Origin of the sequence: Variovorax sp. V118 (assembly GCF_041154445.1) — a bacterium.
GTDB lineage: Bacteria > Pseudomonadota > Gammaproteobacteria > Burkholderiales > Burkholderiaceae_C > Variovorax > Variovorax boronicumulans.
In genome coordinates this window covers 3,969,144-3,993,588 of record NZ_AP028663.1, presented here as the reverse complement: position 1 = coordinate 3,993,588, position 24,445 = coordinate 3,969,144, and the positions used below count along the sequence as shown (strand labels likewise).

The following is a 24,445-nucleotide window of genomic DNA, read 5'->3' as shown; positions in this document are numbered from 1 at the left end:
CCGCCATGCATGCCAAACGCTGGTCGTTCCTGGTCCACCGCTGGCTCGGCGTGGTCGTCTGCGCCTTCTTCGCGATGTGGTTCGTCTCGGGCGTGGTGATGATGTACGTGGGCTACCCCAAGCTCACCGAGGCCGAGCGTCTGCAGCACCTGCCGCCGCTCGATGCAAAGGCGCCCTTGCTGGGGCCGCGGCAGGCGCTCGATGCGGCCGGTATCGCGGGGCCGTTGCAAGACCTGCGTCTGGCTGTCGCCAGCGGCGGGCAGGCGGTGTACCTCGCGGTGCCGGCGAGTGCGGCAGAACCCGGCGCGCGCCGATCACCGCCGGGGCGCGGCGTGGTCGTCGTCGATGCGCAGACCGGCGCCGTGCTGCGCCAGATCGACCGCGCCCGCGCGCTCGTGAGTGCGCAGGCCTATGGGGGCGAGGCCGTGGTGCTCCAGTACCGGGGCACCATCGACGAAGACGCCTTCACCCATTCGCGCGGGCTCGACGCGCACCGCCCGCTGCATGTGGTCGACCTGGCCGATGCGCAGGCCACGCGGCTGTACATCTCGGGCCGCACCGGCGAGGTGGTGCGCGACGCGCCGCGCGCCGAGCGGCGGTGGAACTACGCCGGCGCGTGGATCCACTGGCTGTACCCGCTGCGCGGCACGGGCCTGGACCGCTACTGGGCCGACATCGTCAACTGGCTGTCGATCGTCGGCATCGCCGTCACGCTGACGGGCACGGTGGTGGGCGTGATGCGCTGGCGTTTCCGACGCACCTACAAGAGTGGCTCGCACTCGCCGTACCAGGGCTTCATGATGCGCTGGCATCACATCAGCGGGCTGCTGTTCGCGCTCGTCACGCTGACGTGGATCTTCAGCGGGCTGATGTCGATGAATCCCTGGCGCGTGTTCGACAGCGGCGCGCCGGCATTGCGCATGGCGGCGATGCAGGGCGGGCCGCTCGTTGTAGAAGCTGGCGATGCGGCGCCTGCTGCGCTGCTGGCTTCCACGCGCGGCGATGTCCGCGAACTGCGCTGGGTGCGCGCGGGAGGGCAGACGCTGGTGTTGGCCAGCACCGCCAACGGCCGGCCGCTGGTGCGCGACGCGGTCGGCGCGCAGCTTCGGCAGATCGAGCCCGCGATGCTGCGCACCGCCGTCGCGCAGCTGCTGCCCGACCCGGTCGCGCGCATCGACGTGCTCACCGCCTACGACAGCCACTACTACACGCGCGAAGCGCACACCATGACCGGCGGCAGCGAGAAGCCGCTGCCCGTCTGGCGTGTGGTGTTCGCCGACACGCACGCCACCTGGGTCCATGTCGATCCGCAGACCGGCGCAGTGCTCGGCCGCAGCGACAGCACGCGCCGCCTGAGCCGCTGGCTGTTCGCGATGCTGCACAGCTGGGACTGGCTGCCGCTGCTCGCGCACCGCCCGCTGTGGGACGTGCTGCTGGTCGCGCTGAGCGCGGGCGGCGCGCTGCTGAGCCTGACCGGCGTGGTGGTCGGCTGGCGGCGCCTGGGCCGCAAGCTCAGGCGCGCGGCGGGGCCGCGTCCAGCGCCTGCGCGATCCGCTGCGCCGAGCCGAAGGCCAGCGTGAACCCCAGCGCGCCGTGGCCGGTGTTGAAGAGCATGTTCGACGGCGCATGCGGCAGCCGCCCGATGATCGGCAGGCCCTTCGGCGTGGCCGGGCGCATGCCGGTCCAGGGGTGCAGTTCGGCCAGCCGGCTGGCGCGCGGGAACACGGCGCGCGTGGCGTCGGCCAGTGTCTCGATGCGCGTGGCGGGAATGCTCGCGTCGTGCCCCACGAGTTCGGCCATGCCGGCCACGCGCAGGCGCGAGCCGATGCGCGCGAAGACGACCTTGCGCGCGCTGTCGGTCACGTTCACGCGCGGCGCCGCGCCGGGCGCGGGGTCGACGTCGACCGTGATGCTGTAGCCCTTGAGCGGGTACACCGGCAGGTAGGCGCCGAGCGCGCGACCGAGCTTGTGCGAGGCCGAGCCCAGCGCCATCACGAAGGCATCGGCTTCGATGTCGCCCTCGCTCGTCTGCACGGCCGCCACGCGACCTTCGCTGCGCGCGAAGCCGTGCACGTCGGCACCGAGCATGAACCGCACGCCGCGCGCGCTCAGTGCGCGCATCAGCTCGGCGCACACCTTGAGGCAGTCGGCCGCGCACTCGCTCGGCGTGTGGACCGCGCCCGCCATCTGGCCGCGGTAGTCCGCGAGCGCAGGCTCGATGGCCACGCACTCGTCGGGCGTGACGATGCGCTGCTCGCTGCCCAGGGTGCGCTGCAGTTCGACTTGTGCGCGCGCGCCGGCCAGCGAGGCGGCGCTCGCATAGAGCACGAGCTTGCCGGTGGCGGAGAAGTCGCAGTCGGGCGCGATGTCGGCCTGCATGGCCTCGAAGCCGGTGCGGCTCGCGGCCGCCAGCGCGAGCAGCTGCGCGGTGGTGTCGCGCGAGGTCGCGGCGTTGCACGCGGCCAGGAAGGCCAGGCCCCAGCGCCACTGCAGCGGATCGAGCTGCGGGCGCAGCTTCAGCGGCGAGGTGGGGGAGAACAGCAGCTTGGGCAGCTGCGTCCAGATCGACGGATCGGCCAGCGGCTGCACGTACGAGTAGCTCAGCTGCGCGCCGTTGCCGCCGCTGGCGCCCGCGCCGGGCGCCGCGCGGTCGATCACCGTGACCTGGTGGCCCTGGCGCTCGAGTTGCCAGGCGGTCGCCAGGCCCACGATGCCGGCGCCGAGCACGCACACATGCATGGAGGCAACTTTCCGGAAGTGAAGAAGAAAGGGAACAGAAGAGACAGCGTGCGACTGTAGAGGCCCCTCGCCGTGCCCGGAAATGCCAAAAGAACCCAGCCCATAACCTTTGGGCATGACCCCGGGGTTAATTTGAATTGTCCCGATGTGTCACTCCTTCTTACACTGGCTGTCTGTTCAATCCAACCGATGAAGGCTCGAATGAAACTCTCCGTTTTGATGGCGTCCCTGGCTGCCGCGGTCCTCTTCACTGCACCGGCCGCGCAAGCTGCCGACACGCTCGCCAAGATCGCCGAGTCCGGCAAGATCTCGCTCGCCTACCGCGAGTCGTCGGTGCCCTTCAGCTACCTGGACGGCCCCAACAAGCCGATCGGGTTCTCGGTGGAACTCTCCAACGCCGTGGTCGAGGCGGTGAAGAAGAAGTTGAACAAGCCCAACCTGCAGGTCTCGCTGATGGCGGTCACCTCGCAGAACCGCATCCCGCTGATCACCAACGGCACCATCGACCTGGAGTGCGGCTCCACCACCAACAACACCGCGCGCGGCAAGGACGTGGCCTTTGCGGTGAACCACTTCTACACGGGCACGCGCCTCTTGACGAAGAAGTCTTCCAAGATCAAGGACTACGCCGACCTGGCGAAGAAGACCGTGGCCAGCACCACCGGCACGACCAACGCGCTGGTCATGCGCAAGTACAACACCGAGAAGAACCTCGACATGAACATCGTGCTCGGCAAGGACCACGCCGACGCATTCCTGCTGGTCGAGAGCGACCGCGCCGTGGCCTTCGCCATGGACGACATCCTGCTGTTCGGCCTCATCGCCAACTCGAAGAACCCGGCCGACTACGAAGTGGTGGGCGAGTCGCTGCAGGTCGAGCCCTACGCCTGCATGCTGCCCAAGGACGACCCGGCCTTCAAGAAGCTGGTGGACGACACCTTCACCGCCATGATGAAGAGCGGCGAGTTCGAGAAGCTCTACACCAAGTGGTTCATGCAGCCGATCCCGCCGAAGAACGTGCCGCTGAACCTGCCGATGAGCGACCAGCTCAAAGAAAACCTGAAGGCCTTCAGCGACAAGCCAGCAACTTGAGCTCGCCCCCAGGCTGCGCGCACTTCGTGTCGCTTCGCCAACCCCCTACCGGGGGCAATACCAGCGGCCCGGCAAAGCCGGTTCCGCGGTATTCCTGAAACAGAGAAAGACCATGGCTTCGACGAACGTAGTTGGCATCTTGGGGGGCATGGGCCCCGCGGCGGGCGCCGACTTCGTCCGGCTCTTCGTGCAGGCCTGCGCGCAGCAGATGCGTGCGCGCGGCGAGCCGGTGCGCGACCAGTCCTTTCCCGAACACTGGCTGGCGCAGGTGCCGGTGCCCGACCGCACCGGCGCGCTGGCCTCCGACGCGCAGGGCGCGCACCAGCCGCTCGAGCCGATGCTGCAGGCGCTGGGCCGGCTGGCCGCGCTGGGCAGCCGCGCCGTGGCCATCGCCTGCAACACCGCGCATGCGTGGCATGCCAACCTGCAGGAGCGCTTTCCGCAGGTCGAGCTGCTGCACATGGCGCGCGAAACCGCGCAGCACCTGGCCGCGCAGGGCGCGAGCGAGGTGGCGCTGATGGCCACCGAAGGCACCTACCGCGTGCGGCTGTACGAGCAGGCGCTGGCCGAGGCCGGCCTGGGCTGCCATGTGCCGTCGGCCGACGAGCGCCAGACCATCATGCGCGGCATCTTCGACGGCGTGAAGGCCGGCAACCTGCCGCTGGCCGAACGCTGCTTCTCCGAGGTCGCGCTGCGGCTGGCCGAGCGGCACGGCCCGGTCACGATCATCATGGGCTGCACCGAGGTGCCGCTGGGCCTGCAGGGCTCGGCCGCGGTGGCGGGGCTGCGCCTCGTCGATCCGGCGCAGGTGCTGGCCGAGGCGCTGGCACGGCGGGCCTACGGCACCTAGCCACAGCCCGAAGCGGCCCGGCTGCTTTACGGTCCGGTCACACGGCCCGGCCCGATTTCGCCTACATTGCGGCGTGCGTTTTTCTACGCCACACCCCCTTGTCAGACGATTCAACCGGAGCCCTTGCATGACCTCCTTCGACGACAACCGTTCCGAATTCGATTCGCTGCGCCCCGGCGACAGCACCGAGCAGGGGGCCACGCGCCGCACCGCGCTCAAGGCCGCCCTCGGTGTCGGCTACGCCGCCGCCGTGCTGCCGGTGGCCGCGCAGACGGCCATCACCACCCCGGCCGACGGCCTGAAGGCCGGCCCCATCAAGTACACCGTCAACGGTTTCGGGGTGCCTGCCTATGCCGCGGCGCCGGCCGGCAAGACGGGGCTGCCCGTGGTGCTGGTGATCCAGGAAATCTTCGGCGTGCACGAGTACATCGCCGACACTTGCCGCCGCTTCGCCGAGCTGGGCTACCTGGCCATCGCGCCCGAGCTGTATGCGCGCCAGGGCGATCCGCGCGGCTACACCGACATTCCCAAGCTGCAGGCCGACATCGTCACCAAGGTGCCCGATGCGCAGGTGATGGGCGACCTCGACGGCGCGCTGGCCTGGGCCAAGGCCAACGGCGGCGACACGAGCAAGGCCGGCATCACCGGCTTCTGCTGGGGCGGGCGCATCGTGTGGCTGTATGCGGCCACCGGCAAGGTCAAGGCCGGCGTGGCCTGGTACGGCCGGCTGGTGGGGCAGGCCAGCGAATTGCAGCCGAAACACCCCGTCGACATCGTCGCCAGCCTGCAGGCGCCGGTGCTCGGCCTGTACGGCGGAAAAGACCAGGGCATCCCCCTTGACACGGTTGATAAGATGAAAGCTGCTCTGGCCACTGGAACTGCAGCGGCCAAGGCATCGAGCTTCGTCGTGTACCCCGAAGCAGGCCACGCGTTCCACGCCGACTACCGCCCCAGCTACCTCAAGAGCGCCGCGGAAGACGGCTGGCAGCGTGCCACGGCCTGGTTCAAAGCCAATGGTGTCGCCTGACCGAAGACGGCGCCCGTAGCCACCTGCCGCCGAAGGCCGTCCGAAGTGACGGCCTTTCTCTTTTTATGAACGGAACAAGGTCATAACGGCCGTCCCTCTTGCGCAAGCAGCTATGAATTTGATAGTAATTCTCGTGGCGACCCTGGTCGCCGGCATCGGTAGCGTCTGGCTCGCGGCCCTGCTGCTGCGCGTGGGCGTGCGCAGCGGTGGCGGCGGCGTGAACCCGCAGCACCTGCTGAGCCTGGCGGCCGGCGCGCTGCTGGCCACTGCCTTCATGCACCTGCTGCCCGAGGCCTTCGAAAGCCGCATCGAGCCTGCGCTGCTGTTCGCGGTGCTGCTGTTCGGGCTGGTGTTCTTCTTCCTGCTCGACAAGGCCGAGCTGTGGCACCACGGGCATGAGCACCACCATGGCGATGCCGCACCGGCGAAAGAGGGCGCGCACGACCACCACGGGCATGATCATCACGGCCATTCGCACGCCCATCACCACCACGCGCCCCCCACGGGCGGCGGCGGCTGGGCTGTGCTCACCGGCGACAGCGTGCACTGCTTCGGCGACGGCATCCTGATCGCCTCGGCCTTCGTGGCCGACATCCGCCTGGGCCTCGTGGCTGCGCTGGCCGTGCTCGCGCACGAGGTGCCGCACCACATCGGCGACCTCGTCGTGCTGCGACAGAGTTCGGCCAATTCGCGCGCGGCGCTGGTGAAGGTGTCGCTCGCGGGCACGATGACCATGCTCGGCGGCATCGCGGGCTGGTGGCTGGTCGACCAGCTGCATGGCTGGCTGCCGTACTTCCTGGTGCTGGCGGGCAGCAGCTTCGTCTACGTGGCGCTGGCCGACCTGATTCCGCAGCTGCAAAAGCGCCTGCCCGCGCGCCAGACCGCGGCGCAGATCGCGTGGCTGGCAGCGGGCATCCTGCTGGTCACGCTCGTGAGCCGGCTCGCGCACGGCGAGCATGGCCACGAACACGGCCATGATGAAGGACACGGCGAGCACGGCCACGTCCACAAGGACTGACGACAACGCGTGTGGGCGGCCTCGGGAGACGGGAAACTTTCCGACACCGACGTCAGCCCGTCGATCCACCGCAAGGGGCAAAACAGGCGCACCATAGAGGGCCGTTTACTCATCTGCCGAGGAATTCGATCATGACGCCCCAAGCCGATGCCACCGCGCGCTCCGCCTCGTCGTCCGAAGACGACGATGACGACAGCACGCCTGCCGACGACTTCGACGAACTCGAAGCCGATGCGTCCGACGACCTGTCGGACGAAACGGGCATCGACCTCACCGATGCCAGCGAGCTCGATGCCGACAACGTGCCGGCCGACGAAGAGTTCGACCGCGTGATGAACGCGCCGGACTGATTCGCCTGACCCAGCCCGGTCAGGCCGGTTCAGGCCAGCGCGCCTGTGCCGGACGCACCGATTCGTAGAAGCGCGCCATCTGCAGCACGCCCAGGTCGTCGAAGCGGCGCCCCGCGATCTGCAGGCCGATCGGCAGGCCATTTTTCGCATGGCCGCAGTTGATCGACGCGGCCGGCTGTTCTGACTGGTTGAACACCGACGTGAAGTGCGAGTCCTTCAGCAGGTTTTCCGAGCCGCTGTTGATGGCGTCCGCCGCGAACGGCAGCACCGGCGACACCGGCGACAGCACGTAGTCGAAGGGCTGCGTGGCCGCCACGGTGGCCGCGCGCAAGGCCTGCATGCGCGTGAAGGCGCGGAAGGTGTCTTCGGGCGTGAGCGAGGCGGCGAACTCCGCCGCCTGGTGGATGTAGCCGGCCGCGAGCTTCGCGCGCTCCGGTGGCATCGCAGCCAGGTCGACGCGGCAGCGCATCGTGAAGAAGTGGGCCATGCCCATGCGCATGTCCAGCGTGGTCCAGTCGGCCAGCGGCTCGACGATGGCGCCGGCCTGCTCGAACAGGCGGGCCGCGGCCAGCACCGCCTCCTTCACTTCCGCATCGATCGGCCAGCCGCCCATGGTCTCGGTCCACAGGCCGATGCGCAGGCCCTTCACGCTGCGCTCGAGCCGCTGCCACGCGAAGTCGTTCGGCGGCAGGCACATGTAGTCGCGTGCGTCGGGGCGCGTCACCACCTGCATCAAGAGCGCGGCGTCGGCCACGGTGCGCGTCATCGGGCCGATCACGCGCGCCGCGGCGGGCGGGTCGACTGGAATGCGGCCCTGGCTGGGCTTGAGGCCGAACACGCCGCAGAAGCTGGCCGGGATGCGCACCGAGCCGCCGATGTCGGTGCCCAGGTGCAGCGGGCCGTAGCCCGCGGCAGCGGCGGCGCCGGCGCCCGAGCTCGAGCCGCCGGTGTTGCGGCCCAGGTCCCACGGGTTGCGCGTGAGCGCGTGGAAGCTCGACGGCGCCGCGCCGAGAAAGCCGAAGTCGGGCATCGTCGTCTTGGTCACGATCACCGCGCCGGCTTCGCGCAGGCGCGCGGCCGCGGGGGCGTCGGCTGCGGCGGGCGCCAGCACGGTGGCGGCGCTGCCGATGGGCGTGGGCGTGCCGCGCGTGGCGATGTTCTCCTTCAGCGTGACCGGCACGCCGTCTAGATCGCCCTGCGGCTTGCCCTGGGTCCAGCGTGCCTCGGAGGCGCGCGCCGAGGCCAGCGCGGCTTCGGCGTCCAGCCCGTAGGTGGCGTGGATGTGCGGCTCCCAGCGTTCGATGCGCGCAAGCACGGCCTGCGTCACCTCGACCGGCGACAAGGCGCGGTCACGGTAGTGTTCGAGCAACTGGAGGGCATTGAGTTCGTACAGGGGTGTGGTCATGTCTTCGTTTCTTCTTGGGGTGGTGGGATGAAGGTGGGTTGAAAGAGAGGAAGAGGACGGCGCTCAGCCGCCCCCGAACGCATAGCCCTGGCCCGGCGCCGCGGCCAGCAGCGTGCGCGTGTAGGCCTCGCGCGGCGACAGCAGCACGTCGTGCGCGCTGCCTTCTTCGACGATGCGGCCCTTGTGCATCACGATCAGGCGGTCGCAGATCTGGCTGGCCACGCGCAGGTCGTGGGTGATGAACAGAATGCCGATCGACAGCCGCTGCTGGATCTCCGCGAGCAGCTTCAGAATCTGGTCCTGCACCGACACGTCGAGCGCCGACACGGCCTCGTCGGCGATCAGCACGCGCGGCTCGCAGGCCAGCGCGCGCGCAATGCACAGCCGCTGGCGCTGGCCGCCCGAGAACTCGCTCGGGTAGCGGTGCAGCACCTCGGGCTGCAGCCGCACCAGCGCCATCAGCTCCTCCGCGCGCTGCCAGGCCTTGGCATGCGGCACGCCGAAATTCACCGGCCCCTCGACGATCGACTGGCCCACCGTGCGGCGCGGGTTGAGCGAGCGGTTCGGGTCCTGGAACACGACCTGCACCATGCGCCGGAACGCCGAGCGCTGCGCGCCGCGCGAGCCCTCGATGCCGGGCACGCGGATGTCGCCGGCGGTCGGCTCGATCAGCCGCGCGATGCAGCGCGCCACGGTCGACTTGCCCGAGCCCGACTCGCCCACGATGCCGACGGTCTCGCCCGCATGCAGCTTCAGCGACACGTCGGCCGCCGCGTGCACCGTGCGGCGCTTGCCGGGCCAGCTGCCCGTGCGGTAGACCTTGCCCACGCCGCGCGCATCGAGCAGCGGCGCCTGGGCGTCGAGGGGCGCGCGCAGCACCGGCGCCAGCCGCGGCACGGCGTCGAGCAGCATGCGCGTGTAGGCCTCCTTCGGTCGGCGCAGCACCTCGTCCTTCGGGCCGCTCTCGACCTGCCGGCCCAGCTGCAGCACCACCACCTGGTCGGCGATGTCCGCCACCACGCCGAAGTCGTGCGTGATGAACAGCACGGCGGTGCCGTTCTCCTGCTGCATCTCGCGGATGAGCGCGAGGATCTCGGCCTGCGTGGTCACGTCGAGCGCGGTGGTGGGCTCGTCGCAGATCAGCAGGGCCGGGCGCAGGATCAGCGCGATGGCGATCACGATGCGCTGGCGCTGCCCGCCCGAGAGCTGGTGCGGGTAGGCGTCGTAGATGCGCTGGGGCTCGGGCAGCCGCACGCGCTCGAAGATGGCGAGCACGCGCTCGCGGCGCGCGGCGGCGCCCAGCGTCGTGTGTTCGGCCAGGATCTCGTCGACCTGCGCGCCGCAGCGCATCACGGGGTTGAGCGCGGTCATCGGCTCCTGGAACACCATCGCCATGCGCGCGCCGCGCAGGGCGCGCAGCCGCGCCGGGCTGGCCGCGAGCACGTCTTCGCCCTGCACCTCGATGCGCCCGGCCGAGGGCCGCAGCGACGCGGGCAGCAGGCCCATCGCGGCCTGCGCGATGACCGACTTGCCGGAGCCCGATTCGCCCAGCAGGCACACGACCTGGCCGGGCATGACGTCGAACGAGATGCCGTGCACCGCATGCGCGCGGTCGGCGCCGGCGGGCAGGTCGATGGCGAGGTCGCGCACCACGAGGCAGGGCGCGGCGCAGGTTGTGGAAGTAGGGGAAGTCATGCTCAGCCTCCGCGTGCCTTGAACTTGGGATCGAGTGCGTCGCGCAGGCCGTCGCCGAGCATGTTCACGGCCAGCACCGTGAGCGCCAGGAAGAGGCCGGGCAGCAGCACGGTCGAGGGGTGCGAGGTGAAGTGCGTGCGACCTTCGGACATGATGTTTCCCCATGTCGGCACTTCGGACGGCAGGCCGATGCCGAGGAAGGACATCACGGCCTCCACCAGCATCGCTGCCGCGCAGATGAAGGTGCCCTGCACGATCAGCGGCGCCACCGTGTTGGGCAGGATGTGGCGCAACATCAGCTTCCAGGTCGGCGTGTCGAGCGCGACGGCCGCTTCCACATACGGCTCTTCGCGCACCGACAGCACCACCGAGCGCACCAGCCGCGCCACGCGCGGCGTCTCGGGCACCACGATGGCCAGGATCACCGTGAGCAGGCTGGGCCGCCACACGGCCACCAGCACGATCGCGAACAGGATGCCGGGGATGGCCATCATCCCGTCCATCACCCGCATGATCACGCCGTCCAGGCGCCGGAAGTAGCCCGCCACCATGCCCACCACGAGGCCGAACGCGACCGAGCCCAGCGCCACCGCCACGCCCACCGACAGCGAGATGCGCGCGCCGTAGGCCGTGCGGCTCCACAGGTCGCGCCCCATGCTGTCGGTGCCCAGCGGAAAGAAGCGATCGAAGCTGTCGCCTGCCAGCGTGGTGAACTCGGCGCGCGCGCCGGGCGGCAGGTGCGAGTTCGCGGGGTCCATCGCGTTCGGGTCGATGGTGCCGAGCCAGGGCGCGGCCACCGCCAGCAGCAGCATCGCGGCCAGCAGGACGCCGCCGATGCGCACGCCGCCGTTGGCGAGCAGGCGGCGCAGCAGCGAGCGGGCCGGGGCCCGGGGTGCGGCGGGCGGAACCGCGGCAGAGGCAGGCGCATCGTCGCGCAGGGAGATCGAAGTCATGGCGGGGCTTTCGAAAGGAGGTCAGTACCGGATGCGCGGATCGAGCAGCAGGTAGCTCAGGTCCACCAGCAGGTTGACCACCACGTACACGAGCGAGAAGAAGAGGGTGATCGCCTGGATCAGCGGGTAGTCGCGCGAGAGCACGGCGTCCACCGTGAGCTGGCCCAGGCCGGGGATCGCGTAGATCGTCTCGGTGACCACCACGCCGCCGATCAGGCCCGCCACGCTCAGGCCGATGACGGTGGCGATGGGCACGGCCGCGTTGGCCAGCGCGTGGCGCAGCAGCATGCGCCACTCGGCGATGCCCTTGGCGCGCGCGGTGCGCACGTAGTCTTCGGTGAGCGCCTCCGACACCGCCGCGCGCGTGACCCGCGCGATGAGCGCCGCATACATCACGGCCAGCGTGACGCAGGGCAGCGCCAGGTGGCGCAGCCACGGGCCGACGCCGTCGCCGATGCGCTGGTAGCCCTGCGAGGGCAGCCAGCCGAGCTGCATCGAGAACAGCCAGATCATCACGTAGCCGGCCACGAACACCGGCACCGAGAAGCCGAGCACCGAGGCGCCCATGATGAAGCGGTCGAGCCGGCCGCCGCGCTGCGAAGCCGCGAGCACGCCCAGCGGCACGGCGATCAGCACCGTGAGCACCACCGTCACCGCCGCCACCGAGAGCGTGGGCTCCAGGCGCTGGCCGATCAGGTCGGTCACGCGCATCCGGTAGAAGAACGAGTAGCCGAGGTCGCCGCGCAGCACCTGGCCGAGCCAGTGCACGAACTGCGTCACGATCGATGCGTCCAGGCCCAGCTGGGCGCGGATGCGTGCGATGTCCTGCGCGCTGGCCGCGTCGCCGGCAATGGCCGCCGCGGGGTCGCCGGGCGTCATGCGCAGCAGCAGGAAGACGATGACGGCCACGATCAGGAGCACGGGCGCGGTGGCCAGTCCGCGGCGCAACAGGAAGTGGAGCATGTGAATCAGGTCCTTGACGAGGGGCCGGGCGTGTGGCGCGGGCAAAGGAAGTCCCGCCCGGCTGCCGCGCAAGGCGCAGCCGGTCAGGGGTGGCGATCAGAAAGGGGAGAGGGGCGGGCGCGCGGGCCGGCCTATGTCGCGGTCATGGCGATGGCGCGGACGTCTTGCGCACGTTCCAGTACAGCACCGCCGGCGACGGCAGCAGGCCGGTGATGGTGCCGCGGCGCACGGCCGTGGGCGCCTTGCCTTCGCCGAGCGGCGCGAGCACGCCGTGTTCGAGCACGACCTGCTGGATCTGCGTGGCGATCTCCTTGCGCTGCGCGAGGTCGGCGGTGGCGATGAACTTGGTCTTCAGCGCCTCGAGCTCGGGCACCACGGACCAGCCGAAGTAGCCCTGGTCGCCGTTGCCGGTCAGCGGGCTGTAGCCGATGGGGCTGCTCGCGTCCACGCCGCCCCAGAAGGTGATGAAGGCGTTCCAGCCGCCGTTCTCGGGCAGGTCCTTCTTGGCGCGCCGGGTCACGAGCGTGGCCCAGTCGGTGGTCTGCACGTCGACGTTGAAGCCCACCTGCTTGAGCAGCTGGCCGTACACCGCGGGCAGCTTGTTCAGCGCGGGCGCGTCGCCCGGCAGCAGGATCACCACGGGCTTGCCGTCGTAGCCCGATTCCTTGAGCAGCTTGCGTGCCTCTTCGAACTGCGGCTTGCCGGTGTAGAAGCCCGTCTTGTCGCTCGCGTAGAGCGAGCCGCACAGGTAGATCGACGCGCAGGGCTTGTAGAAGTCGCGGAAGGTGACCTGCGCGCGCAGCATCGCCTCCTGGTTGATGGCCAGCATCGCGGCCTTCAGCGCCTTGGGGTTGTTGAAGGGCGGCACCTTGTGGTTGTAGAGCACCGTGAAGGGGCCCGCCGGCATCACGTCGACCAGCTCGATCTTCTCGTTGGTGCGCATGCCCGTGTAGCCCGAAGATGGCACGGTCTCGAGCATGTCGACCTCGCCGTTGAGCAGCGCATTGGCCTGCGTCTGCGGGTCGCGCAGCATCACCCACTCGACGCGGTCGACGTGCACCACCTTGCCGCCGGCCAGGCCCGAGGCGGGCTCCTTGCGCGGCACGTAGGCGGTGTTCTTGCGGTAGATGACGCGGTCGCCCGGGCGGAAATCTTCCTTGGCGAGCGTGAAGGGGCCGGAGCCCACCAGCTCGTCGATCTGCTTGTCGGCGGGCGTGTCGGCCACGCGCTTGGGCATGATGAACGGCACCAGCGGGTTGGGCTTGCCGAGCGCGTCGAGCACCACGCCGAAGGGCTGCTTGAACGTCATGCGAAAGCCGTTGGGGCCGTCGGCAGTGATGCTGTCCATCGCCTCGTACATCTTCTGGCCCAGCGTGTCGCGCTTGGCCCAGCGTGCCAGCGAGGCGATCACGTCCTGCGAGGTGACCGGCGCGCCGTCGTGGAACTTCAGGCCCGGGCGCAGCGTGAAGCTCCACACCTTGTTGTCGGCGCTCGCGCTGTACTTGTCGACCATCTGCGGCTTGATGACGCCCTTCTCGTCCATCGCGAAGAGGGTGTCGTAGATCATCAGGCCGTGGTTGCGCGTGATGTTGGCGGTGGTCCAGATCGGGTCGACGATCTTCAGATCCGACGAGGGCACGGTGCGAAGCACGGTCTGGGCGGACGCGGTGGCGGCGAAGCACAAAGCGAGCGCCGACAGGGAAGCCGCCGCGACGCGGCGCGGTGAAAGGTGGATTGCCATGGAGCCTTACTTCTTTCGGGAGGGAGCGGAAGAACCGGGGGAGGAAGGGGGCGATTCCTTGCTTTCGCGCAACTGCACCAGCAGGAATTCGAAGATGTCGCGCGAACCTTCTTCCGCGTCGATGAGCTTGTGCATGATGCGGCGCAGGTTCTCGATGTCGGCGACGCTCAGGCAGTCGAGAAAGCGCGCTTCCATCTCATGCCCGATGGGCTCGGCGCGCAGCACCATGTCGATGCCGGCTGGGCTCAGGCACAGGCGGATCTGCCGGGCGTCCTCGGTGCCGATCTGGCGCTCGACCAGCTCGCGCTGCACCAGCGAACTCACCAGCTTGGAGACCAGCGTCTTCTCGATGGCGCAGGTCTGTACCAGCTGGCCCATGGTGATGCCGGGCGCGGCGCCGATCATGCGCAGCAGCCGCACGTCGCGGATCGACAGGCCGAGCTCGATCTCGTAGATGCGCGAGCCGCGGTCGCGCGTGCGCTGCGACGCCAGGTCGAGCAGGACGTTGAGGTAGTCGTCTTTCAGGCGAAGCGGGGCGTGCATGACGGGTTGGTAGAAGTCTTCAATAGTTGAAATGTTCAACTATGTGGGCAAACTACGCAAGCTCCGGGCCAGCTGTCGAGGGAAATCCCCTAGGGGCGCACTGCCAGAGGGAAAGAGCGCCAGGGAGAAAGAAAAACCGGGCCCGTGAGGCCCGGCGTGTTCACCGATCCGGTGCTGCGCATGCACCAGGATGCGAAGGCGGGCGCCGTGCAGGCTCCGCCGGGGTGCGCGCTGTCAGGCTGCGTCCTGGCGCACGATCACCTGGCCGTTGCGCGCCCCGCTGTGCACGCCGTGGCGCCACGTCACGGCGCCGTTCACGATCACCGCATCGATGCCTTCGGCCGGCTCGGTCGGCGTTTCGTAGTTCGCGGTGTCGTGCACGGTGGCGGCATTGAAGACCACCACGTCGGCGTGGTGCCCGACCTTGAGCGCGCCGCGCTCGTGCAGGCCGAAGTTGCGCGCCGTGAGTCCCGTCATCTTCCACACGGCCGTCTCCAGCGGGAACAGCCCCACGTCGCGGCTGTAGTGCCCCAGCACGCGCGGGAAGGTGCCCCACAGGCGCGGGTGCGGCTTGTCGCCCAGCGGAATGCCGTCGGAGCCGATCATGGTCTCGTCGAAGGCGAGCACGCGCTGCACGTCGTCCTCGTCCATCATGAAATAGATGGCGCTGCCGGGCGACAGGCGCAGCGCGGCCTCTTCGCCCGACACGCCCCATTCGGCGGCGATGTCCTTCAGGTCGCGGCCCGCGCACTCGGGGTGCGGCACGCTGGAGGCGATGAGCACGCGGCCGTCCATCATCCCGCGGTCGGTGCGGATCATGGTGGAGCCTGCGGTGTACGGGTAGCAGTCGAGCCCGATGCACTGGTGCTTCATCGCTTCCTGGATGAAGGGCAGCGTGACCTTGGTCTTGCCGAAGTTCTGCGTGTTCTGCACCTTGTGGTGCGACACCACCACGGGAATGTCGAGCGCGCGGCCGATGTGGAAGGTTTCTTCGAGCGACTCCATCACGCGGTCGCTCTCGTCGCGCATGTGCGTCACGTACAGCGCCTTGCGCGCCGTGAGCGGACGGCCGACCTCGATGATCTCCTCCGTGGTCGCCTTCACGGCCGGCGGGTAGAAGGTGCCGGTCGACAGGCCGATGGCGCCGGCCTGCATCGCTTCTTCGACCAGCGCCTGCATGGCGGCGATCTCCTGCGCGGTGGCGGGTCGGTCGAGGTCGGACATGGTCACGGCGCGCAGGGTCGAGTGGCCGACCATCGCCGCCACGTTGACCGACGAGGGCGTGGCGCGCAGCGCGTCGAGGTAAGCCGCAAACGTCGTGAAGCGGTCTTCCGGCGGCGTCTCGAGCAGGCTCAGCGGCATCGGCAGGTCCATGTCGGCGCGCAGCGGCGCGGCGCTGATGCCGCAGTTGCCCGCCACCACGGTGGTCACGCCCTGCGACACCTTGAACGGCATCTGCGCGTGCGACAGCACGGCCTGGTCGTCGTGCGTGTGCGAGTCGATGAAGCCCGGCGCGACGATGCGGCCGGTGGCGTCGAGCGTCTGGTCGGCCGTGTGGCCCGCGAGCTTGCCGATGGCGGCGATGCGGCCATTGACGATGCCCACGTCGGCGTCGAAGCGCGGGGCCTTGGTGCCGTCGATCACGGTGCCGCCGTGGATCAAGAGGTCGTAGTGGGGTGTCTTGTCGGTCATGAGGGCAATGCTTTCAACGGAAGTGGCAGGCGACCCAGTGGCCGCCCTGGGAAGTCGAGGGGCGCTCGCTCAGCTCGGGCGTCTTCTCCTTGCACACGGCCTGCGCCATCGGGCAGCGCGTGTGAAAGCGGCAGCCCGAGGGCGGGTTGGCCGGGCTCGGCGGGTCGCCCTGCAGCAGCAGGCGGCGCGCGGGCGTGCGCGGGTTGGGCACGGGCACGGCCGACAGCAGGATCTCGGTGTATGGATGGCGCGGCGCCGAGAACAGTGTGTCGCGGTCGGCGATCTCCACGATGTGGCCGAGGTACATCACGGCCACGCGGTGGCTGATGTGGCGCACCACGGCCAGGTCGTGCGCCACGAACAGGTAGGCGATGCCGAACTCGGCCTGCAGGTCCATCAGCAGGTTGACCACCTGCGCCTGCACCGACACGTCGAGCGCCGACACCGGTTCGTCGCAGACGATCAGCTTGGGGTTCAGCGCCAGCGCGCGCGCAATGCCCAGGCGCTGGCGCTGGCCGCCCGAGAACTCGTGCGGAAACTTCTTCGCCGCCTCGGGCCGCAGGCCGACGCGCGAGAACAGCCACTGCACGCGCTCGCGGCGCTCGGCCACCGACACGTCGCCGAAGTTGCGCAGCGGCTCGGCCACGATGTCGCCGGCCGTGAGGCGCGGGTTCAGCGAGGCGTACGGGTCCTGGAAGATGATCTGCAGGTCGCGCCGGCGCTGGCGCATCGCGTTCGCGGGCAGGGTCAGCAGCTCTTCGCCGTTCAGCCGCACCGAGCCCGAGGTGGGCTCGACCAGCCGCATCACCGACTTGGCCGTGGTGGTCTTGCCGCAGCCCGATTCGCCGACCAGCGACAGCGTCTCGCCGTGCCCGACGTTGAACGACACGCCGTCGACCGCCTGGATGGCCGGCTTGGCCGGGCGCAGCCAGCGCCGCGGCGAGGTGTAGTGCTTGCGCAGCTCGCGCACCTGCAGCAGCGGCGCCTTCGCGGATGTTGTTGTGGTTGTCGTCATGCGCTCACCTCGGCAGCCTCGTCGGTCCATTGTTCCTGCACCGCGAAGCAGGCGACCACGTGGCCGTCGCCCTGCGTCGAGAGCGGCGGCGTCTCGCGGCGGCAGCGTTCGCGCGCCTGCGCGCAGCGCGCGGCGAAGGCGCAGCCGCGCCCGAGCTCGTGCGCGGCGGGCACCATGCCCGGGATCTCGTGCAGCCGCGCGCTCGACGTGCTCATGGCGGGCATCGAGGCCATCAGCGCGCGGGTGTAGGGGTGCAGCGGGCGGTCGAACAGGTCGACCACGTCGGCCTCTTCCACCTTCTTGCCGGCGTACATGACGACGACGCGGTCGCAGCTCTCGGCCACCACGCCCAGGTCGTGCGTGATCATCACCACGCCCATGCCCAGCTCCTTCTGCAGCCGCTTGATGAGGTCGAGGATCTGCGCCTGGATGGTCACGTCGAGCGCGGTGGTGGGCTCGTCGGCAATCAGCACCTCGGGGTTGCAGGCCAGGGCCAGCGCGATCATCACGCGCTGGCGCATGCCGCCCGAGAGCTGGTGCGGGTACTCATTCACGCGCCGCTCGGGTTCGGGGATCTGCACCAGCCGCAGCATCTCGACCGCGCGTTGCAGCGCCTCGGCGCGGCTGGCCTTCTGGTGCAGCTGCACGGTCTCGGCGATCTGCCGGCCCACGGTGAGCACCGGGTTCAGCGAGGTCATCGGCTCCTGGAAGATCATCGAGATGCGGTTGCCGCGAATCTGGCGCATCTCGCGTTCGCTGAGCTGCATCAGGTCGGTGCCGCGCAGGCGCACCGCGCCCATGTGGCGACCGGGCGGCGTGGGCACCAGCCGCAGGATCGAGAGCGCGGTCACGCTCTTGCCGCAACCGGACTCGCCGACGACGCCGAGCGTGCGGCCCGCACGCACGGTGTACGACACGCCGTCGACCGAGCGCACGGTGCCCGCGAGCGTGCTGAAGTAGGTGCGCAGGTTGTCGACCTCGAGCAAGGGCTCGCCGGGGGCGAGGGTGGCCTGGGACATGGGGATCGTCATGGCGCGTTCCTCTTCACAGCTGCCGCGCCAGGCGCGGGTCGAGCGCATCGCGCAGGCCGTCGCCGAGCAGGTTGATGGCCAGCACCGTGGCCGCCAGCAGCAGGCCCGGGTACAGGATGATGTGGAACGCCACGGTCACGAAGTTGCGGCCCTCGGCCATCATGTTGCCCCAGCTCGGCGTCTGCGAAGGCACGCCCACGCCGAGGAAGGACAGCGCGGCCTCGGTGAGCACGGCGGCGGCGGCCACGAAGGTGGCCTGCACCACCAGCGGTGCGACGATGTTCGGCAGCACGTGCCGCACGAGGATCACCGGCAGCCGCGTGCCCACCGCATGCGCGGCCTCCACGAACAGCTGTTCGCGCAGCGTGAGCGCCAGCGAGCGCACCAGCCGCACCACGCGCGGAATCTCGGGCACGGTGATGGCGATGATCACGGTGGTGAGGCTGGCGCGCGTCACGGCCATGAGCGCGATCGCCAGCAGGATGCCGGGGATGGCCATGAGCCCGTCCATCACCCGCATGATCGGGCCGTCGGCCCAGCGCACGAAGCCCGACACCAGGCCCAGCGCGATGCCGAAGAAGGTGGCGAGCACGGCCACCGAGGCGCCGACGATCATCGACACGCGACCGCCCCACACGGCGCGGCTGAACACGTCGCGGCCCAGCGCATCGGTGCCGAACCAGTGCTCGGCCGAGGCCGGCTGCATGCGCGCCAGCGGGTCGATGTCCTGCGGGTCGTGGGTGGCGATCCAGGGCGCGGCGATGGACAGCGCGGCCACCGCGATGAGCAGCAGCGCACCGACGATCAGCGTCGGGTGCTTGCGCACCCAGCGCCAGCGCGGCGGTACGAAAGGAGGGTCTTCGGCGGCGTCGGCGACGGCGGTGCTGGGCACCGGCGCATCGACCTCGCGCAAGGGCAGGGCAGTGGACATGGCGTCGTGGGGCTCGTTCTTTGTTCTAGTACTGGATGCGCGGATCGAACAGGCGGTAGCTCAAATCGATCAAGAGGTTGATCAGCACGTACACGCCCGCCGACAGCAGCAGCACGCTCTGGATCACCGGGTAGTCGTGGCGCTGCACCGAATCGATGACCAGCCGGCCCACGCCCGGAATGGCGAACACCGTCTCGGTGACCACCACGCCACCGATCAGGAGCGCAATGCCCGCGCCGATGGTGGTGGCGATGGGAATGGCCGCGTTGCGCAGCGCATGGCCCAGCACCGGCAGCACGCCCAGGCCCTTGGCGCGTGCGGTGCGGATGTAGTCCTCGTGCAGCACCTCGAGCACGGTGGCGCGCGTCATGCGCGTCACCAGCGCGATGTACACCAGCGCCAGGTTCACGCAGGGCAGCACCAGCGCGCGCAGCCAGGCGCCGGGGCCTTCGGAGAAGTTCACGTAGCCCTGCACCGGGAACCACGGCAGCTGCACCGCGAAGGTGTAGACCAGCAGGTAGCCCACGAGGAACACCGGCACCGAGAAGGCCAGCACCGCGAACAGCATCACGAGCCGGTCGATCCAGGTGCCCGCGCAGTAGGCCGCGAGCGTGCCCAGCGGCACGGCCGTCACCAGCGTGATGAGCATGGTCAGCGTCGCGATCGACACCGTGGGCTCCAGCCGCTGGCCGAGCAGTTGCGTCACGGGCACCTGCGTGAAGATCGAGGTGCCCAGGTCGCCGGTGAAGATCTTGCCGATCCACAGCCCGAACTGCTGCCACAGGGGCAGGTTCAGGCCGAGCGCGGCGCGCAGCTTGTCGATGTCCTCGGTGGTGGCGAGGTCGCCCGCGATGAGCGCGGCCGGGTCGCCGGGCGAGAGGTGGATCAGCAGGAACACCACCACGGCCACCACCGCCATCACCGGCAGCGTGGAAAGAAAGCGTCGAACGATGTAGCCCATGGCGGTGCGCGTGGCTTACTTGTCGAGCATCCAGACGGTGGGCAGGCCGGCCCACATCTTGTCCAGCCCCTTGATGCTGGCGCGCGCCGCGAACGCGGCCGAGTACTGGCCCGCGTTGATGTACGGCACGGCCTCATAGGCGCGCGACTGGAAGGCGTCGAGCAGTTCCTTGCGCTTGGCCGGCACGGTTTCCTTCAGCCAGGCGGTGCGCAGCTCGTCGAGTTTCTTGTCGCAGGGCCAGCCGGGCAGCGTGTTGCCGCAGGCCGCGCCCAGGTAGGCGTTGCTGATGGGCGAATTCACGTCGAACTCGCCGGCCACCGTGACGTACATGTTCCAGCCGCCGGCGTCGGACGCATCGCGCTTGGCGCGACGCGCGCCGATCGAGGCCCAGTCCATGGTCTGCGCATCGACGTTCAGGCCGATGCTCTTCATGGTCTGCGCGGCCATCAGCGCCTCGGCATTGAGGTAGGGCACGTCGCTGGGCACCATCAGCACCACCTTCTCGCCCTTGTAGCCGGCGTCGGCGAGCATCTTCTTCGCCTTGGCGACGTCGGCCTTGCGGAAGGGTTCCGCGCCGGCCGAGGTGTCGTTGGGGCTGCCGCAGATGAACCAGGTGGCGCAGTAGGCCATGCGCATGTCCAGCGGGAAGCCCATGGCCGCGACGAAGCGTTCCTGGTTCACGGCCTGCAGCAGCGCCTGGCGCACCTTCGGGTTGTCGAAGGGCGGGTGCAGCTGGTTCATCACCAGGAAGCCCTGGTAGGCGCCGCCGGAGCCGATCTTGATGTTGCTGTCGGTGCGCAGCGGCGCGATGTAGTCGGGCGCCAGCTGCTCGATGTAGTCGACCTCGCCGCGCTTGAGCGCCGAGATCGCGCTGTTGGCGTCGGGCAGGTAGAGCCATTCGACGCGGTCGAGGCTGGTCTTCTTGCTGCCGGCCAGGCCGCTGGGCGGCTCGCTGCGCGCCACGTAGTTCGGGTTGCGCACGAACACCGTCTTGTTGCCCGGCACCCATTCGTCACGCTTGAAGATGAAGGGCCCCGAGCCGACGACCTCGGTGAGGGGTGCGGTGGCCGGCAGCTTGGCGATGCGCTCGGGCAGGATCACCGGCGGAAAGCCCGAGGGCTTGGCCAGCGCGTCGAGCACCATGCCGAAGGGCTCGTTGAGCGTGAGCGTGAAGTTGCGCGCGTCGGTCGCCTTCCACTCGGCGCCGACGGCCGTCATGGCGCGGCCCAGGCTGTCGCGCGCCGCCCAGCGCTGCAGCGAAGCCACGGCGTCGGCCGAGGTCACGGCGGCGCCGTCGGAGAACTTCAGGCCGGGGCGCAGCGTGAAGCTCCACTGCTTGCCGTCCTTGGAAGTCGTGTACTTCTCGACCATCTGCGGCTGCGGCTTGCCGGTGGCGTCCTGCGCGAACAGCGTGTCGTACACCATGTGGCCGAAGTTGCGCGAGATGTAGGCCGTGGTGAAGGTCGGGTCGAGGATCTTCAGGTCGGCATGCGCCACCACCTTGAGTGTCTTGGGCGGCGTCTGGGCGAGCGCGGGAAGGCTGGCGGCCGAAAGGGCCAGGGCAGCGAGGGCAGCAAGCGTTCGTCGGGTCATCGTCGGTTCTCCGGTCGGTGGGGCGAAACAAAAAAGAAGAAGAGGGAGTTCAGGCGGCGACGCCGATGGGCCACTTCGGCAGGCGAGCCTTGCGGTACGGCAGGGTGGTGAGGTCGAGCGTCACGGCGCCCGGTGCGCCGGCGTAGATCACGTGCTTGGCCACCTGCGAGTACGACGCGTAGAAGTGCTGCGACGACTTGACCACGACGATCTTCTTGGCCGCCAGGTCGCAGCCCAGCTGTGTGAACATATCGGTGCCCATGGCCTGATTGCGCCGCGTGATCAGCACGATGTCGATGCCGTCCACCTCGACCAGCGCGCAGTCGCCCATGGCAGTGGGCGTGTTCGACAGGCCTGTCATCACCAGGTCTTCCTTCAGCGCCTTCACGGTGCATTCGAGGTCCAGCGGGTCGCCCGACAGCGGGCTGATCTTGCCGCCGATGCGCATCTGCAGCCTGGCGCCCACGCCGGCGTCGAAGGCGATGCGCACGGCGATCGGGTCCCACATCGGGCCCAGGGCTGCGTTCGTGATGCCGCGCTCGAGCATGCGGCGCAAGATGAAGGTGGAGTCGCTCGCCGCGCCGCCGCCGGGGTTGTCGGCGCCGTCGGCCAGCACCACCGGGCCGCCGTCGAAGGCCAGGGCCTCGTCGAGCGAGTCGTCGATGCTCGGGTAGTTGACCGTGAGGCCGTCGCGCATGGCGATGACTTCGTCGGCCAGCTGGCGTGCCAGCGCATTCGCCTTCGCTTGGTCGCCGTCGGTGTAGACCAGCACCTTGGTGCCCATCTCGGGCACGTCGCCCCACGAGAAGCCGTGCGTGAGCGAGACCGAGAGCACGCCGTCCTTGCCTTCGAGCGCCTGCATGCGCTGCACGAAGCTGCGCGCCGGTTCGCGCGAGGTGTGCACGGTGACGATGATGTCGCAGTCGACCATCGCGACCACCGGCTTGACTTTTCCTTCCACGGCCGCGGCGCAGATGTCGACCAGCTCCAGCCCGCGTTCGAGCACGTCGGTGTGCGGGTACTCCTTGAAGGAGACCATCACGTTGGCGTTGTCCACCATGGCGGGCGTGAGGTGGTTGTGCGGGTCGAGCTCGGCACCGATCACCACGTCAGGGCCGACGATCTGGCGCACGCGCGCCAGCATGTCGCCTTCGCAGTCGTCGTAGCCGTCGGCCACCATCGCGCCGTGCAGCCCGAGCAGCACCATGTCCACCGGCAGCGCGGCGCGCAGGTCGTTCAGCATTTCGTCGCGCAGGGTTTCGTAGGCGTGGCGCGTGGTGATGCCGCTGGGCTGCGCGCCCGCCACCATGCCTTCGAGCAGCGTCCAGCCCTTTTCCTTGCCGCGGATGCGCGCGGCCCACAGCGGGCCCGAGTAGATCGTCAGGGCATCGGGATGCTGGCCGGCGGGAAAGTAGCCGCGGTCCTTGAAGGAGGCGATGCCGGTCGGCATCGGGCCGAAGGTGTTGGTTTCGGTCGCAAGGGAGGCACTGAAGACACGCATGGTGATTTCTCGTGGGGAAGATTGGTGGGGGAAGGAACGCGGATCAGCCGGCCGTGCGCAGGCGCTGCGGGCCGAGCATCTCGGCCGTGAGCCCGAAGCCCGCGATGCGCTCGGGCAGCGGCAGGCCGCGTGCCAGCGCGGCGCAGGCTTCGCCCATGGCGGCCGAGGTCTGGATGCCGTAGCCGCCTTGCGCCGCGACCCAGAAGAAGCCGGGCGCGTCGGGCGCGAAGCCGCCCACCATGTCGCCGTCGGCCACGAAGGAGCGCAGGCCGGCCCAGGTGCGCGTGGGGCGGCGGATGGCGAGCGTGGTCGCCTCCTCGATGCGGTGCATGGCGATGGCGATGTCCATCTCTTCGGGCTGCACGTCCTGCGGCTCGACCGGGTCGGCGTTGGCGGGTGAGCCCAGCAACATGCCGGCGTCGGGCTTGATGTACCAGCCCTCGTCGGCGGCGAACACCATCGGCCAGTGCGCCACGCTCTGGCCCTCCGGCGGCGCGAAGATGAAGGCCGAGCGGCGGCGCGGCTCGATGCCCAGCGGGCGCACGCCCGCCAGCTGCGCGATCGTGTCGACCCACGCGCCCGCCGCGTTGAGCACCACGGGCGCCTCGTACACCGTGCCACCCGCCGTCACGCGCCAGCATTCGCCCACGCGGTCCATGGCCGTGACCTCGGCATCGCACACCAGCTTGCCGCCGGCCTGGCGCATGCCGCGCAGGTAGCCCTGGTGGATGGCGTGCACGTCCATGTCGGAGGCGTCGGGTTCGTACACCGCGCCGGCCACCTGCTCGGGGCGCAGCGCCGGCACCATCTCGCGCGCCTGCTCGCCATCGAGGCGCTGGGCGCCGACGTCCATGGCGCGCAGCAGCTCCCAGTGCGCTTCGAGTTCGTGCAGGTGCTCGGTGCCCGCGACCATCATCGCGCCGCGCGGTGTGAGCAGCGGGTGCTCGGCAAAGCCTTCGGGCGGGTGTTCGAGGAAGGCGCGGCTGGCCATGGTGAGGGCGCGCACCTGCGGCGTGCCGTAGCTCTCCATGAAGAGCGCGGCCGAACGGCCGGTGGAGTGGTAGCCCGGCTGGGCTTCGCGTTCGAGCAGGATCACGCGGGCATGCGGGGCGAGCCAGTGGGCCACGGAGGCCCCGGCGATGCCGCCGCCGATCACGAGGTAGTCGGCCACGACAGGAGTGGGTGTGCTTGTTGTCATCGCCGAAAAGTGTAGGTAGAAATTTGCGGATACGCAAATTGATTTGCACCAACCAAGGGGAAACCATGGGTGCACCACCGAGGTGAAATTTGCGTACACGCAATTTGCGCATACGCAAAACGCATGCCGGGGCTGTCGCGCCGTGCG

At 69.5% G+C, this 24,445-nt stretch carries 21 protein-coding genes; 6 read left to right on the top strand and 15 right to left on the bottom strand.

Going from position 1 to position 24,445, the window contains the following annotated elements; all coding sequences use genetic code 11:
* The first annotated feature begins 5 nt into the window (after positions 1–5).
* Complete coding sequence (locus tag ACAM52_RS18545; protein ID WP_369644230.1) at positions 6–1,580, top strand: PepSY domain-containing protein; 1,575 nt, start codon at positions 6–8, stop codon at positions 1,578–1,580.
* Here the strand turns inward: ACAM52_RS18545 and ACAM52_RS18540 are convergent.
* Positions 1,513–2,739, bottom strand: coding sequence for a D-amino acid dehydrogenase (locus ACAM52_RS18540; protein ID WP_369644229.1), 1,227 nt, complete (start codon positions 2,737–2,739; stop codon positions 1,513–1,515). The two genes, ACAM52_RS18545 and ACAM52_RS18540, sit on opposite strands and share 68 nt — an antisense overlap.
* 201 nt (positions 2,740–2,940) lie before the next feature.
* On the opposite strand from ACAM52_RS18540, the gene ACAM52_RS18535 reads away from it, so the two are divergent.
* The 5 genes from ACAM52_RS18535 (at position 2,941) to ACAM52_RS18515 (ending at position 7,076) form a co-directional block, all read left to right on the top strand.
* Positions 2,941–3,831, top strand: a complete 891-nt coding sequence (locus tag ACAM52_RS18535) for a transporter substrate-binding domain-containing protein (protein WP_062468917.1) — start codon at positions 2,941–2,943, stop codon at positions 3,829–3,831.
* A gap of 112 nt (positions 3,832–3,943) precedes the next feature.
* Positions 3,944–4,681, top strand: coding sequence for an aspartate/glutamate racemase family protein (locus ACAM52_RS18530; RefSeq protein WP_070061788.1), 738 nt, complete (start codon positions 3,944–3,946; stop codon positions 4,679–4,681).
* A 127-nt stretch (positions 4,682–4,808) separates the two neighbouring features.
* Positions 4,809–5,708, top strand: a complete 900-nt coding sequence (locus tag ACAM52_RS18525; protein ID WP_070061789.1) for a dienelactone hydrolase family protein — start codon at positions 4,809–4,811, stop codon at positions 5,706–5,708.
* 112 nt (positions 5,709–5,820) lie between these two features.
* Positions 5,821–6,726: a ZIP family metal transporter gene (locus tag ACAM52_RS18520; RefSeq protein WP_369644228.1), complete on the top strand. Its 906-nt coding sequence runs from the start codon at positions 5,821–5,823 to the stop codon at positions 6,724–6,726.
* 131 nt (positions 6,727–6,857) lie between these two features.
* A complete protein-coding gene (locus ACAM52_RS18515; protein WP_062468907.1) occupies positions 6,858–7,076 on the top strand; it encodes a hypothetical protein in 219 nt (72 codons plus the stop codon).
* Between the two features lie 19 nt (positions 7,077–7,095).
* Here ACAM52_RS18515 and ACAM52_RS18510 read toward each other — a convergent pair whose 3' ends face one another.
* The 14 genes from ACAM52_RS18510 to ACAM52_RS18445 all read right to left on the bottom strand — a co-directional run bounded on the left by ACAM52_RS18510 (position 7,096) and on the right by ACAM52_RS18445 (position 24,298).
* On the bottom strand, positions 7,096–8,481 hold the full coding sequence (locus tag ACAM52_RS18510; protein ID WP_369644227.1) for an amidase: 1,386 nt from the start codon (positions 8,479–8,481) through the stop codon (positions 7,096–7,098).
* A 63-nt stretch (positions 8,482–8,544) separates the two neighbouring features.
* A complete protein-coding gene (locus tag ACAM52_RS18505; RefSeq protein ID WP_369644226.1) occupies positions 8,545–10,176 on the bottom strand; it encodes a dipeptide ABC transporter ATP-binding protein in 1,632 nt (543 codons plus the stop codon).
* Between the two features lie 2 nt (positions 10,177–10,178).
* Entirely contained in the window at positions 10,179–11,129 is a 951-nt protein-coding gene (locus ACAM52_RS18500; RefSeq protein WP_070061793.1) for an ABC transporter permease, read from the bottom strand.
* Positions 11,130–11,150: 21 nt separating this feature from the next.
* Entirely contained in the window at positions 11,151–12,092 is a 942-nt protein-coding gene (locus ACAM52_RS18495; protein WP_369644225.1) for an ABC transporter permease, read from the bottom strand.
* Between the two features lie 142 nt (positions 12,093–12,234).
* Positions 12,235–13,833: an ABC transporter substrate-binding protein gene (locus ACAM52_RS18490; RefSeq protein WP_369644224.1), complete on the bottom strand. Its 1,599-nt coding sequence runs from the start codon at positions 13,831–13,833 to the stop codon at positions 12,235–12,237.
* 6 nt (positions 13,834–13,839) lie between these two features.
* Positions 13,840–14,376: a MarR family transcriptional regulator gene (locus ACAM52_RS18485; protein WP_354347528.1), complete on the bottom strand. Its 537-nt coding sequence runs from the start codon at positions 14,374–14,376 to the stop codon at positions 13,840–13,842.
* Positions 14,377–14,610: 234 nt separating this feature from the next.
* Complete coding sequence (locus ACAM52_RS18480) at positions 14,611–16,068, bottom strand: amidohydrolase family protein (protein WP_369644223.1); 1,458 nt, start codon at positions 16,066–16,068, stop codon at positions 14,611–14,613.
* A gap of 13 nt (positions 16,069–16,081) precedes the next feature.
* Positions 16,082–17,083 carry an ABC transporter ATP-binding protein gene (locus ACAM52_RS18475; RefSeq protein WP_369644222.1) on the bottom strand — a complete coding sequence of 334 codons (1,002 nt, stop codon included), beginning with the start codon at positions 17,081–17,083 and terminating at the stop codon, positions 16,082–16,084.
* Positions 17,080–18,114, bottom strand: a complete 1,035-nt coding sequence (locus tag ACAM52_RS18470) for an ABC transporter ATP-binding protein (RefSeq protein WP_070095027.1) — start codon at positions 18,112–18,114, stop codon at positions 17,080–17,082. The genes ACAM52_RS18475 and ACAM52_RS18470 overlap by 4 nt, the downstream gene beginning before the upstream one ends.
* Positions 18,115–18,127: 13 nt before the next feature.
* Positions 18,128–19,045: an ABC transporter permease gene (locus ACAM52_RS18465; RefSeq protein ID WP_307694459.1), complete on the bottom strand. Its 918-nt coding sequence runs from the start codon at positions 19,043–19,045 to the stop codon at positions 18,128–18,130.
* A gap of 25 nt (positions 19,046–19,070) precedes the next feature.
* Positions 19,071–20,006 (bottom strand): ABC transporter permease, encoded by a 936-nt coding sequence (locus ACAM52_RS18460; RefSeq protein ID WP_307637376.1) that lies wholly within the window; start codon positions 20,004–20,006, stop codon positions 19,071–19,073.
* Positions 20,007–20,021: 15 nt separating this feature from the next.
* Positions 20,022–21,599, bottom strand: coding sequence for an ABC transporter substrate-binding protein (locus ACAM52_RS18455; RefSeq protein ID WP_369631940.1), 1,578 nt, complete (start codon positions 21,597–21,599; stop codon positions 20,022–20,024).
* Between the two features lie 49 nt (positions 21,600–21,648).
* Positions 21,649–23,100, bottom strand: coding sequence for a M81 family metallopeptidase (locus ACAM52_RS18450; protein WP_369644221.1), 1,452 nt, complete (start codon positions 23,098–23,100; stop codon positions 21,649–21,651).
* A 43-nt stretch (positions 23,101–23,143) separates the two neighbouring features.
* Complete coding sequence (locus tag ACAM52_RS18445) at positions 23,144–24,298, bottom strand: NAD(P)/FAD-dependent oxidoreductase (RefSeq protein ID WP_369644220.1); 1,155 nt, start codon at positions 24,296–24,298, stop codon at positions 23,144–23,146.
* Positions 24,299–24,445: the final 147 nt, after the last annotated feature.